Genomic DNA, 13,315 nt, shown 5'->3' with positions numbered 1-13,315 from the left:
CCTGACTGCCTCGACCAACGAGAGCGCGTGGAACATGCCGATGAGCTGGATGCTCGCTCCGGTGATCATCAGTCCGGTGGCTAGCCACACCGTGGACGGTGTGGACGCGGAGCGTGTTCGCAACACTCGTTGCGCACCATGCGTGTCAGTCGTCATGCGATGACAATAGAGCGGTTCGACGGCAGCGAGAGATTCTGCTGCACAGCGCATTGGCCCAATGCTGGTGGGAACCGTGTGGGCGTCCCGAAGCTACGACTGCACGCCGGTGGCAGAACGTCACCGCAGTCCTCATCCGTTCCAAGTGGGTGCTCAGGCCAGCATGAGTCTCGTCGATACGTTGGCTATCGCGGCTTCGAACCGCTCGCGCCCGCCCGCGGTGTTCAAGCCGCGCATCGAACAGTGCGGAATCTTGCCTGCCGGCACGTAGATGCCGGCGCGCGTGATGGATGCACGACGCCAGCCATCGCGAGCGGAACCACCGAGAAGCAGGACGATCTCGAGATTTGGGAGCAGACTTACCACTTCCCGGGTCCAACGGGCCCCGCGCGCCCGCTCCGCCGGGGTCGATCCGCCGTTCTTCACACCGGCAACCGGGAACGGCACCACGTTCCAGTGGACGACATCGCCCCAGTCGACTCCGTGGCGGGCATACGCCTCGCGGCAGTTCCGCGCGGTCCGGTCGTTGTTGTCCAAACTCAAAAGGCCCGAGCCGCTGGTCGATTCGGCCTTGGTCGACGGGTTGTCGAGTAGCACGAGCATCCGAGCGTTGACACCGCCGGTGTCGGGGTCGACGTAGGGCACCTCACCGCGACGCAGGCCTTCGGTGTCGGCTACCCGATCGGCGAGTTCGTTGAGTGGCGCTACGTGGGGTTCCCGAATCCGCGCCATCTTCGCCGCAACCACGCTCGGGTCCGCGTTGCGTCCGTTCACCGTGCCCAAGATCGCAGCCTACGAGGCGATTGCGGGAAAGACGATCACCGAACCGTCCTTCTCCTGGACCATGTCGATGGTGACCTCCGACTGCCGTCCGGCTAGTTGTGCTGTCTGCCCGAGATCGCGAAGTCGACGAGTTGTGTTCAGAAGCTTGTCTACCTCTCCCGATGAGAAGACGACGTCGCGGATGCCGTGAGACCTGTCCAGTTGCAGCGCTGACAGGCGGAGGAGAACGCCATCCAGGCGGCGATCGAGTGCTTCGATGTCGTGCTGCTCCTTATGCAGCAACGCAGCGAAGCGCTCGAACGGGTTCCCTTCCGACAGTTGCGCGTGCTCGACCGCTTGGAGCACGATGACGCGCCGCTTCATCGCGATCGCAAGCTGGGCAAGCTCGACGTGGACGTAGAACTCGCTGTCTGCTGCCTCGACACCCGGGATCGCCTTCGCAAGGTGGTTCAGTTCGACCTTGTCACTGTCGAACGTCTGCAGGGCCTTCTCCCACTTGGCGATTCGGGATGTGGCTTTCGACACGGCGTTTTCGATCGCGAACACCGCGGAGTCCAGTCCCAGGGTCACTCCGATGCGCCCTTCGTCGAGCACGATCGAGGTCGCCTTCTGGATAGCACCCCGGCAGGCCTCCAACGCGTGCCGCTCGGACTCTAGTTTGTCGGCGACAAGCTTCTCGAGTAGTTCAGTGATCCGTTCGAGGGTCTTTTGGCGCTGCTGGTCGGCGTAAGCGCTCACACCCACAGCTACAGCCATCAAGACCAGGGGAGCGGCGACGGTCAGTGCACCGGCGCCGGCGGCGGCAACTCCCGCCGTCGTCGCCGAGCCTGTCGCGGCACCCGCCGCGGCGGCCTTTCCCGCAGTCACAGGTACGAAGGATGCTTGCGCGGCGATCTTGGACCCATTCGTGAGCGCGCTGTGCACGCCGCCCGCGACGGTCGACGACGCCATCGGCTTGACCATGCCGCCAGCTACCTGTGCCGCAACCTTGGTTGGCAGGACCATGCGGTACAGCGTTTCACCGCCGTCCGTAACGACTTTGGGCGTACTCTTCACCAGCTGAGACAACTGCTGCGCCAACGGGCTCACTCCGTGCAGATGGATGCCCTTCGAACGGTCGAGCGAGTCCGGCACTGTATGAGCCTCTAACGTCGTGAGGGGCGTCTCGCTGAGCTCTGCGAGCGCACGTCGAAGCCCCGCGAGTCGATCAGGAGTCAGCGCCGTGTCGCTCAGGACAGCGGGAATATCCGCCTCATCTGTGGCCAGCGTCCACACCGGTACCTGGACGAGTTCGTTGGACATCGGACCTCCATCTGCGTGGGAACGAACCGAATGTATCGGACATGGCCGACACCGTCGCGGTTGGTCCGAACGGACTACAACGCCTCGCGTACTGGTATGGACACCCGTCACCAGGTCTCGGAAGCAGTAGGCACGCAGACGAATCGAGTTCGATGCCGAACTTGTGGTTCGAATCCTCGGTTTGCCTCCCGTCGGTTGGCCAACCGCTACAGTGACCGAGTTGTCCGGATGCGCCTTGCGCCCAGGGCCCGTCCGCTGGCCGAGGATCCGCCTGCCGGATGCACCGGTCGAGCTGTCGAATGCGAGGTTGCTGTGTCATCTGTAGGGCGAGGTTGGACGCTTGTCGACGTCGAGACGTCCGGATTGAGTTCGCGTCAGCACCGTGTACTCAGTTTGGCCGCGATCGCGTTGGACACAAACGGACACGTTGTCGGCGAGTACTCGTCGTTGTTCAACCCCGGATGCGATCCGGGTCCCGTTCACATCCATCGCCTTACACGCGAGCGTCTCAACGGTTCGCCGACCTTTGACTCTGCAGTGGAGCACCTACGTGAACTGCTCGAAGGTCGGACGCTGGTTGCGCACAACGCGGTCTTCGACCACGGCTTTCTCGTTGAAGAGGCGCGACGAGCAGGGGTTACTCTCCCGATCACTCATCGCTTGTGCACCATCACCTTGACGCGGCGGCTCCAATTGGACGTCCCCAACGCGAAACTCTCGACACTTGCTCAACACTGGTCGGTCCCACAGCGAGCCGCCCACGACGCCGGCGATGACGTGCGGACCTTGCTGGAGGTGTTTCGACGGAGTACCGGTCTTGCAAGCACTTTGGGATTGCCACTGCCTGTCGTCGCGTGCGGTGCTGCGACTCGCGCGTATCCAGACAAGGTCACCAGAGTGCCTTGCCCGTGGACCGACCCCGGCCGTCATGACTCGGCTGTGGGACTGATCCAGGGCACGAAAGTCGTGATCACAGGACCGACGCATGCGCCTCGCCTCGAGCTGGCTCGCCGTCTGGCCGATGCAGGATTGGACGTGATGAACGCGGTGAGCGGCAAGACGGGGTTGCTAGTCGCCAATCCCGGGCACCGGACAGCCGCAAGTTGCAGCGCGCCCAAGAACTGGGAATCCCATTGGTTGATGAAGCGACTGCGGTCTCGTTGTCCGAGCGCGTCGTGCCCGGCACACTGAAATCAGTTCCGGTGATAGAGGTCATTCCTTCGCCGGCCCGGACTCGCGGGACACCCCCGCGACGGGCGTCGAGTTCACTGCCATGGTCCGGTCGACGGGTTCTCGTGCTGGGAGGACTCCACAGCGACGCGACGGCGGTGCGGGCACGCCTTGTCCAGCTTGGTGCGGTGCCTGCCATCAACTTGACTGCTGCAGTCACACACGTTCTTGTGCTGAGCGGGGGAGAAGCCGATGGGCGCTTTGCAAAAGCCCGTGACCGGGGTCTCCCGGTCCTTGAGGCCCATCATGTCTCGAGTGTCGCGGACGCCAGCGAACCAGCTGTAACTGAACCGAAGGGCGTCGATGACGGCACCGCGGAAACGAGGCCCGCGCCAACGTCGTTGCCCGCTGGTGCCGTCGTCGACATTCCGAACGGGATGGATAGATTCACGGTCAACGTTGCGTGGACATCTGCGAAGAGCGACCCGTCCAACGACCCCGAAGTCGATGTCGTTGCATTCGAGTTGGCGAGTGACGGGAGAGTCCCGTCAGACGACGAGTTCATCTTCTACAACCAACCGGCCAGTCCAGATGGTGTCGCACGACTTTCGATCGACGGTGACCGCGAGCAAGGCGTCAGCATCGACCTCGCCGCGGCTCCAGACGAGATAGAGCGAATCACGGTTGGAGCCGCAATCGACGGCGACGCAACCTTCGGGGATGTCGGCGCTATCTCAGTAACGGTTGACTCAGCCGAATTCACCTTCGCAACAGCAGTTTTAGACGCCGCGACGACTGAACGATCGATGATCGTCGCCGAGATCTATCGACGAAATGGCCTGTGGCGCTTTCGCGCAGTCGGCCAGGGCTACGACGACGGCCTCGCCGAGTTCGCAATACGACACGGGGTGGAGGTTGAGGAGTGACAGTAATGGAGAAGGGCGATGCCAGTGTGCGCACGAGTTCTGACTGCCGCCAGAGCGACCACTCGCGCCCAGGCTCTGAACACCAGGGCCGCTAGCGCGGAATCTGGTTCACCGTTGCGCTTAGGAAGTCTGTAGCGACTTCGCATAAGGCCTGTGTAGGAGGCGGTTCCAGATCGAACCTGCTAACCGTAGTTACTACTACCGCACTACCCGACTGTATGTAGACCGAGCAAGCTCCGGCCCCGATCGAACTCACAAGGACTCGTCGCCCGTTCAGGAAAGTATCTGGGAACCAGGTCTTGCCTGCCTGATTCAACTTCTTGTGCCCCGTCAACCCTTCGGCGGGACGAATGATGTCACCCACGAACTGTGCAACGAAGGACATGTCGTCGTCGCCGTACTTCCATCGGCATCCTCTCGCCGTCTGGAAGTCGGACCCGGCCACGTCAACTGCAGAATCTGCAACTAGACCGAACTGACGCAGCGTTTCACTCGAAACCTGAGTACAGGGCTCGTAGGGTGACCCGTCATTGTTGATGCTCCAGCGGTTGGGAAACTCCGTTTCGAAGGGCAGAGCTCTACCAGCGTCGTCGGTCTGCCTGACCGCGGGAGTCGACGTCGACTGCACTTGAGAGGAAATCGATTCCGATTGAGGTAGCCCAGGGGTCGTACACCCCGCGAGGCAGGCGCCGAGCGCGAAGGCGGTCGGCAAGATACGAACACTCCGGTTCATACATTTACGCCTTCAGATCGGCAGCGCTTTGCGCATCGATTTCGTCGATCCTCTGACCTGCGACTTGGCATTGCTCGCGGAGAGCCCGAGCAAGCGTAGCTTGTCGCTTGCACTGGTCAGCGAGTGATGCGACTGCAGACACCAGCAACCCATAGAACCGTTCTCCTTCGACGCAATCACCGAAGTAATTCGATTCAGCCACGCCGACCAACAGGGTGTGAGCGGCTGCCATCGCCTCCTGCGTGTCCCGAGCCACAGCGGCGCGACGCTCCCAGTCAGCACGCTCTGATCGCAGTACAGTTCCTCGACCGTGCGGGCTGACGGGCATTTCCGGGACGGCCTGGGGCAGCAGAGAGTCGTCGGCGAATGGCGTGCTCATGGGTCCCCCTCCCGGTGACGGACCCGTGCTGGGGCCGACTCGTCGAACAGACTAGTACGACGCGGGGTATGTGTGACGGGGGCCGCCGAGTTGTGGACGAACTCGCGACAAGTGCGTAGTGGCGGATTCTGGTTCCACCCCACACAGGGGCTCAAGTTAGAAACGAGATTCCGTAGTCTACGTGGACTAGGCTCGGACGGCGCTCAACCTGGCGTGACCGCGAGTACGGGTTCAACCGACCTGTGGACACCACCGCGAGAACCCCAGCTTCATGATCTAGCATCAGCCGGCACACGGTGATGACTGCGGGGGAGTCCGGTGATGACGACATATGTCGATGAGGTGCGGGCGTATTTGTCCGGTTTCGGCGATCCACCTCGGCTCTACGATGCCCTCCGCGATACCACCCTCGCTGTTCCTCTCGACCTCCACGGACGCCTGTTTACGCTGGTGGAGGCCGGTATCCCGTGGATGCTGGCATTTACGACGCCGGAACGCCTGCGTGAATTCGCCGAACTCACCGACCGCGACCTGGACGAGATCCGCTACCTCGACGTTCCCGGTCATGCGCTGATCGACCGAGTCCTCGACCAAGCCCCCGAACCCACCGGCCTCGTCGTCGACCCAGCAACGCCGTCGACGATGACGTTCCCGCCATCCCGCGAGCTGACGCCGCACTGCTACTACGACGACGAGGGCGAGGTAGTCCGATGACCGACAATCTGAAAGTCGACCCCGCCGACCTCGTCAAGGCCAGCGCCGGCATCAACGGCGTGATCGACGGGCTCGCCGACACCGGGGTCGGTTCGGACTACAGCGCCGCGATCGGTCGCGGCTACGGCGATCTTGACCTCGACGGCCGAGCCATCGGTCACGCGGACCCGAAGAGCGGACTCGAGGAGTACTGCGACCGCTGGGAATGGGGCGTTCGCGCGCTGGTCACCGGCGCAGCTGAGATCTCGAAAGGACTCGGACTCGGAGCGAGCCACTACGAACGTGAGGAGAAGTGGGCGGGCGACCAGCTCAAGAACTTCACGATGGACGTGATCGGCGACCCGAGCCTCACCCCGGAAGACCTCAAGACCATGTCGTGGGGCGATCTGTGGGAGCACAACAAGAACGCAATCACCGACCCACAGTGGGCCCTGACGCCGGAAGAGATGCGGAAACACCAGGAGCTCGGTGAACAACTCCGAGGGATGGTGGTCGAGGACCTCGAGACCATCGGACGCCATTCGGTCGATCCGTCGTCGCTTGTCACCGACACGATCGACGGCTTCGAACGCGACGGGTTCACCGCCCCCTCACCGAGCACCGCCGAGAGCAAACCAGCTGACAAGCCGGAGACGAAGTAAGTGGGCCTGTTCGACGTCTTCGAGGGCGGGAAGGAGGTCGTCGGCGGACTCGTCGACGGCGCCACCGAGCTCCTCGGCGGCGGTTTGCGGGCCGTCGGCCTCGACAGTATTGCCACCAACGTCGAAGATCTTGGTGACGACGTCGCCAACTCGCTGGGCGCCATGCCCGACGAGAAGAATCTCGACGAGACCAAAGACCCCAAGGAGCTGATCCTCGGCGACCCCGCCGGTATCACCGCTCTTGCCGACAAATTCACTGGTTTCGCCGGCAATTTCGTCGCGGCGGGTGAAGGGCTGCGCGGCATCTCGGTCGGCAACTGGTCCGGCACCGGCGCCGTGGAGTTTCGGGACGCATCCGGACGACAGGTTCCGCAGTGGTTCGCAGCAGGCGACGCCGCGTCCAAAGCCGCTGCAGCACTCGCTGGTTGGGCTGGCGTCGTCACCTTCGCGCAGCAGAAAGCCGCCGAAGCCGTGCGCATCTGGGAAGAGGGTGAGCGCAAACACGCCGAGTGGGTCACCAAGGCCAACATCTACAACGACGAACTCGACGACTACAAGCACGATCGACGCGACACCCCGCCGACACATCCCGGACCCGACCCCTGGCCCGGATACGAAGCCGAGGCGGAGCGAGTCCTCAAAGTCGGCCGCGACCATCGCAACTCGTCGGCCCCGGGCGTCAAGGCCGAGCTGAGCGAAGCGGCGAACATGGCGCCGCCGATGCCGTCCGCGTTCGATCAGGCGCGAATGACCGCCAGCGACGTCGGGACCGCCGCGTTCACGAGCTTCACACACTTCGAGGCAGGTCTGATCGGGTCGGTCACCGAGGTTGTCAAGGGGCTCAACATGATGCTCCCGCAGAACCCGTACAACATCGCAAACCCTCACCAGTACATGCGCAACTCGGCGACCATGGCCACCGGGATCGTGCACCAGGTCGCCCATCCCGACGAGTTCGTCCGGAACTTCGCCGGATCCGGGTGGTCGACGGATCCGTCCCAGGCGCTGGGCAACGTCATCGGCAATACGGTGATGATGATCGCGCCGGGGCCGAAGGGCGGCGGCCTGCTGACTGGGTTCACGAAGGTAGGACGCAACGCACCGACCCCTTCACCGACTCCACACATCAACCCGACACCACGTCACCCAGGCGCCCCGCCCGCGTCACCACACCCGTCCCCCGCGCCGCACGGATCGACCCCAGACACGCCTGCTGCCAGTCCCAGTGCCGAGTTGCCCGGGCGACAGGGTCCCGACCTCGCAGTCGACCACAATGCGCCTCCGGTCCCCAGAGCTGACGGTCCCGCGCCGGACGTGCCGGCGGCCGAGCCCCCGTCGCGCGCCGGCTCGCCGAATCCGGCTCCCACGCCCGAGGCTCCGGCACCGCCGTCGGGTGCTGTCGACTCACCGCCCAGCGGGGGCGCACCTGAACCACCCACACCTCGCCCCGACGCCGGGTCGCCGGATCAGCCCGTCGCCGGCGGACCTGTAGACGGCCCCGGCCCGCACACACCCGGTCCCGAGACCCCCGCGCCCACTCCGAATCCCGAGCCCACTCCCTCGCCCGTTTCCGACGGACCGGGATCACCCACGCCGGGACCCACGGACAATCCCTCTGGACCACGAAACCTGGGCGACGACGACCCGCCCGGACCCAGCCGCGGCGACACCACCACTCCCGCAGTCGCACCCAGTGGCGACCATTCACCCGGCCAGTCCACTCCCGGACACAACGCCGTCGACCGCGATGGCGCACCGAACCCGACACACCATGAACCGTCGGCGCCCAAGCCCGACGAGCCCGTGGTTGACCGGACCCCAACCCGGCACGATGAACCGACGAGCGAGCACCCACCCAAAGCCGACGAACCAGCGAGTCCGACAACACCTCACACGCGACCCGACTCAGACGCGCCTGGTCCACGCCCCACGCCGGCCTCGATCCATCCCGACGCGCCGACGACTCGACCAGACGTCGTCGAAACCCCAACGCGCACACATGAGCACACCGACACGCCCGCAACCGGACCCGTCGGGCCGGTCGCCGGCCACCACCCGGTTTCGACGCCACATGCCACACCCGATCCCGCGCAATCGAAACCCGCTCCGACGTCGGCTGGTCCCGTCGCCCCGGCGCGTGCGGATGCTCCTGCGACGCCTCCGCGCGCACCCGATCACACCCCGGACCGCACGCCGCCCGCGCGCACCACACCGGAGTCGACTACACCGCGCGACCTGGACCGCGGCCGTCCGGTTCCGTCGAACACCCATCACGTGCCCGAACCCACCGTGCGGAACACGCCGGACACAACACCCAACCCGCCGCGCACTGGACCCGACGACCGTCCGATCCCGCCGACGGTGGTTCCCGACCGCCCGTTCACACCGGAACGCCCGTCGCCGGCCAGCCCGCGTCCGGCGAGTCCCGATGCACCGTCATCGCCGCGCGACCCCGCCCCAGGTAATCGACCTGACGGCGACAACCCAGACGTCGATAACTCCGCCCCGGACAACGACACCGGCGAACCGATCGACCCCGCCCACCCCGAACGCACCGACGCGGGCTCGACCGATCGCGCCGACACCAGCGAGGGCAATGAGGCGCCTGAGCAGTGTCGGAGCAACGGCGAGCCGGTCAACGTCGCAACAGGCGAGTACTTCCTTCCGCTGACCGATGTCGACCTCCCGGGCGTCCTACCGCTGCGGCTCACCCACCGACATCGCTCGCGATACCGCTGGGGACGGTGGCTCGGGCCGACCACGCCGTCGACGTTCGACGCCCGCGCCATCGTCGGCGACGACCTGGTGACCATCGTCGACGCCGACGGCACGATGACGAATTTCCCGAAGCCGCAAGATGACTCCGAGTCGCGAAGCGTGAACGACACCGACTGGGAACTGCGAGCAACAGCGACGGACGGGTACCAGCTGACCCATGTCCGCACGCTCGTCAGCTGGTTCTTCATCCCGATCCCAGAACTGGACGGCGTCGACGTCACGGCCGGGAGCATCGCAGTCTCCGCGATGACCGACCGTCATCACAACCGCATCCGCTTCGTGTTCGACGAGCACGGAAGACCCTCTGCGGTAGAGCATTCCGCCGGTTACCGCATAGAGGTGCAGTGCGACAGCGCTCGGATCCTCGGCTACCGCTTGGTTGCCGGGGTGAACGGCGTTCCGGCCAACCAGCAACTGTGCACATTCACCTATCACCGCGGCCATCTAGCCGCGTCGACCAACGCCGTCGGTGCGACAACGCGTTTCGGCTACGACGACGCCGGGCGGATGACCTGGTGGCGCGACTCGATCGGGATGGAGTACTGGAACCGGTACGACGACCTCGGCCGTGTGACCATTCAATCCGGCATGAACGGAGTGTGGTCCGGGCGGTTCGACTACCAGCTCCGGACGGCGGGCCCCGGGTCGATAACGACCTACACCGACGCCGTCGGCGCGACGACGCTGTACGGCATCGATGCAGACAATCGGGTGCGGCAGGAAATCGACGCGCTGGGTCGGATCACCCGGACCGACTACAACGACAGTCGGCAACCGATGGTGCTCACCGGTGCAGATGGACTCTCGACACGGCTGCACTACAACGCTTTCGGTGATGTCGAGCGAATCGTCGGACCCGACGGTGCAGCGACGGAAGTGAGTTACGCGGGTCCAGGACGGCCGGACCGAATCGTCGAACCGGGTCCGGTCACCACGCGAATCGCTTACACCGACAATGGAAGTCCGCTGACGGTGACCGACAACGCCGGCGCGGTCACGTCGTACACCTACGACGAACACGGCGCACTGACGTCGCTCACGGACCCCGACGGCGTGATGGTTCGCTACCGCAACAACGCGGCCGGACTCCCCACCGAGATCGTCGACGTGCTCGGCAACACGACGCGGATCAGATTTGATGCGTTCGGGCGGCCGGTCGAGGTCGTCGACGCCGAGGGCGCCAGAATCACCGTCGGGTACGACGCGATGGGGAATCGGACCAGTCTCGTCGCTCCCGATGGTGGACAGTCGCGGTGGGAGTACGACGGCGAGGGCAATTGCGCCGCCTACGTCGATCCCGTCGGCGCGACCACGCGTTGGGAGTACGGCCACTACGACCTGCCGGTCGCGCGGATCGACGCGGACGGGTCGCGAACCGCGTTCACCTACGACACCGCCCGCCGACTCGTCGCGGTCACCAACCCGGACGGTCTGGTGTGGAGTTACTCGTACAACGCGGACGGGTCGTTGCAGTCCGAGGTCGACTTCAACAACGCGACAACGACCTACGCGTACGACGCGGGCGGACGGCTCGCTACGCGGACGAACGCGGCCGGGCAGACTGTAGCGTTCGAGTACGACGCGGCCGGTCGTGTTGTCGCCGAACGTAGTTCCGACCCGCTCAACCCCGTCTTCGACGGGGAGGTCACCGAGTACAGCTACGACCTCGCCGGGCGGCCGGAGAGTGTCGTCGGCGCGTTCGGACGGTGGCACTCGACGTATACGGCGGCGGGCATGCCTTTACTGACCGGCGTGAACGACGGAACCGGCGACTGGGTGATCGAGTCTGGTTGGACGGGCGCGGGCCGTTCGGCATCGGTGACGACGCCAACCGCAGTGCACACGCGTTACGGCTACGATCCGCGCGGCGTGCTCGACTTCATCTCGACCGCGGGACGTACCTGCGACATCACCACCGACGCCTCCGGTCGCGAGCAGCGTCGACAATTCGACGGCACGGCCATCGATTCGTCGTGGGATCTGGTCGGTCGGTTAGTGGGCCGGTCGGTTGCGACGGTCTCTGCCAATCCTTCGACGCTTAACCTCGGTTCGAGTGGATCGGCCGGCGGGAGACCGGAACGCACCGTAGCACGAGCCGAGTACACCTACCGCGCCGACGGCATCCTGACCGCTTCGACGACGACGCTCGCTGATCGTGGCCGGACCGACTACCAGGTCGACGTTCTCGGGCGGATCACCGCTGCGGTCAGTCCGAGTGGCACTGAGCAACTGACCTACGACGCGACCGGCAACATCACCGACTACGGGATCTCGGGTTCGCGTTCAGAGACCAGGCCTCCCGGTGCGCAAGACTCCGGCCAACCCCCGCCACCTGGCCAGCCAGGCGCAAGCCGACCCCCGCTCCCTGAGGTACGAGGCGCTAGCCAGTCTCCGTCCCCTGAGGTGCGAGGCGGTAGCCAGCCCCCGTTCCCTGAGGTGCGAGGCGCTAGCCGAGCCTCGAAGGGTCCCCGCTGGCGATACTCCGGCACCCTGCTCGTTGACGACGGCCGGACGTCGTACCGGTACGACCCCGCGGGCCGCCTCACCACGATGAGTCGCAGGCGATTGTCGCGCAAACCCGATGTGTGGCATCACGTCTGGGACGCTCGCGATCGGCTACGCAGCGTGGCCACTCCCGACGGGACGACCTGGACGTACACGTACGACCACCTCGGGCGACGCCTCAGCAAGACCAACACGGCAACCGGGGCAGTCACTCGGTTCCACTGGCACGGCGAGCAGCTGGTTGAACAGACAGAGTCAGTGCCGGATGCATCGGACGCCGGAACCAACGCGGGCCTCACGGCGACTACCTGGACGTTCGCGCCCTACGCGTACACACCTCTGGCGCAGACGCGCAGTACAGAAACGATAATGGCGTCGGACAGTCCTGAAGAAAGGAATAGCGCACCCGACGCGGACGTGAGCCTCAACCTCGGCTCACCTGGGGTCGCGCCGTCGAGGCCCGTCAAGTGGACCCAGACCGAAGTCGATCGAGAGTTCTTCGCGATCGTCACTGATCAGATCGCGACACCGACAGCGCTCGTCGACCCGCACACTGGCGAAGTCGCCGGGCACTCAGCGAGAACTCTCTACGGCGAGAGCACGTGGGTGGGCTCGTCGACGCCGTGGGCGTTTCCCGGTCAGTACGCGGACTCCGAGAGCGGGCTGTACTACAACCGTTACCGGTACTACCAGCCTGGGACCGGACGGTATCTGAACCCGGACCCGCTGGGACTAACGCCTGCTCCCAATCCGCATACCTATCCCGCCAACCCGACCGCGACTATCGACCCACTCGGCCTCACCCCGTGCTCTGGCGATGAGACGGTCAAGAGATACGGTCCTCACGTAGATGGGCCCCTGGAAAAGTGGTTGGCCGAAACATTCCGAGGTGGCAGCTATACAGAAAGAGTGTCGACGAGTCCGATGACGTTATATAGGACGTACACAGAAGGCGGACGTCCTCTTGGTCAGTTCTGGACTCGGACTGAACCGAGCGGCCCTTTGCAGGCTCGTATCGATAGCGCACTGAACCCGGAGTGGATGAATCAAGCCACAGCTGTGACCAGGATTGAAGTTCCGGCTGGCACGAAGTACTTCGAGGGAGCTGTCGCGCCTCAGGAAATCTATGCAGGAGGCGTGCTTCTCGGCGGTGGAAATCAGATAGTCTTCACGCCGGGCATGATGATTCCCAATTCTTGGATTCGTTAGAGCGATCTCATGGTCAGAG

Annotated in this window: 9 protein-coding genes; 5 read left to right on the top strand and 4 right to left on the bottom strand. The window is 64.7% G+C overall.

Annotated features, from left to right (window positions below):
- Positions 1 to 309: 309 nt before the first annotated feature.
- Together Q9R39_RS18955 and Q9R39_RS18950 are read right to left on the bottom strand one after the other, a co-directional pair.
- Positions 310 to 939 carry a uracil-DNA glycosylase gene (locus Q9R39_RS18955; protein ID WP_068971622.1) on the bottom strand — a complete coding sequence of 210 codons (630 nt, stop codon included), beginning with the start codon at positions 937 to 939 and terminating at the stop codon, positions 310 to 312.
- A gap of 9 nt (positions 940 to 948) precedes the next feature.
- The gene (locus tag Q9R39_RS18950) at positions 949 to 2,241 is read right to left on the bottom strand and encodes a hypothetical protein (RefSeq protein ID WP_205333025.1); all 1,293 of its coding nucleotides are present in this window, start codon (positions 2,239 to 2,241) and stop codon (positions 949 to 951) included.
- A gap of 30 nt (positions 2,242 to 2,271) precedes the next feature.
- Here Q9R39_RS18950 and Q9R39_RS18945 point away from each other — a divergent pair, with 30 nt between their 5' ends.
- Positions 2,272 to 3,432: an exonuclease domain-containing protein gene (locus Q9R39_RS18945; RefSeq protein ID WP_311277976.1), complete on the top strand. Its 1,161-nt coding sequence runs from the start codon at positions 2,272 to 2,274 to the stop codon at positions 3,430 to 3,432.
- Between the two features lie 167 nt (positions 3,433 to 3,599).
- Complete coding sequence (locus tag Q9R39_RS18940; RefSeq protein WP_311277975.1) at positions 3,600 to 4,337, top strand: TerD family protein; 738 nt, start codon at positions 3,600 to 3,602, stop codon at positions 4,335 to 4,337.
- Between the two features lie 91 nt (positions 4,338 to 4,428).
- Here the strand turns inward: Q9R39_RS18940 and Q9R39_RS18935 are convergent, their stop codons facing one another.
- Complete coding sequence (locus Q9R39_RS18935; RefSeq protein ID WP_311277974.1) at positions 4,429 to 5,070, bottom strand: DUF3558 family protein; 642 nt, start codon at positions 5,068 to 5,070, stop codon at positions 4,429 to 4,431.
- Positions 5,071 to 5,074: 4 nt separating this feature from the next.
- Positions 5,075 to 5,449, bottom strand: coding sequence for a hypothetical protein (locus Q9R39_RS18930; protein ID WP_311277973.1), 375 nt, complete (start codon positions 5,447 to 5,449; stop codon positions 5,075 to 5,077).
- 321 nt (positions 5,450 to 5,770) lie between these two features.
- On the opposite strand from Q9R39_RS18930, the gene Q9R39_RS18925 reads away from it, so the two are divergent.
- From Q9R39_RS18925 to Q9R39_RS18915, 3 genes are read left to right on the top strand one after another with little or no spacing between them, the layout of a single operon-like run.
- Positions 5,771 to 6,163 (top strand): SseB family protein, encoded by a 393-nt coding sequence (locus Q9R39_RS18925; protein ID WP_311277972.1) that lies wholly within the window; start codon positions 5,771 to 5,773, stop codon positions 6,161 to 6,163.
- Positions 6,160 to 6,804: a hypothetical protein gene (locus Q9R39_RS18920; protein WP_311277971.1), complete on the top strand. Its 645-nt coding sequence runs from the start codon at positions 6,160 to 6,162 to the stop codon at positions 6,802 to 6,804. The genes Q9R39_RS18925 and Q9R39_RS18920 overlap by 4 nt, the downstream gene beginning before the upstream one ends.
- Entirely contained in the window at positions 6,805 to 13,296 is a 6,492-nt protein-coding gene (locus Q9R39_RS18915) for a putative T7SS-secreted protein (protein WP_311277970.1), read from the top strand. It begins immediately after the preceding gene.
- Positions 13,297 to 13,315: the final 19 nt, after the last annotated feature.

It is taken from the genome of Gordonia sp. AC31 (assembly GCF_031844505.1).
Classification (GTDB): Bacteria; Actinomycetota; Actinomycetes; order Mycobacteriales; family Mycobacteriaceae; genus Gordonia; species Gordonia hongkongensis.
The sequence above is the reverse complement of the archived record's forward strand: the minus strand, read 5'-3'. Positions and strand labels throughout refer to the sequence as shown.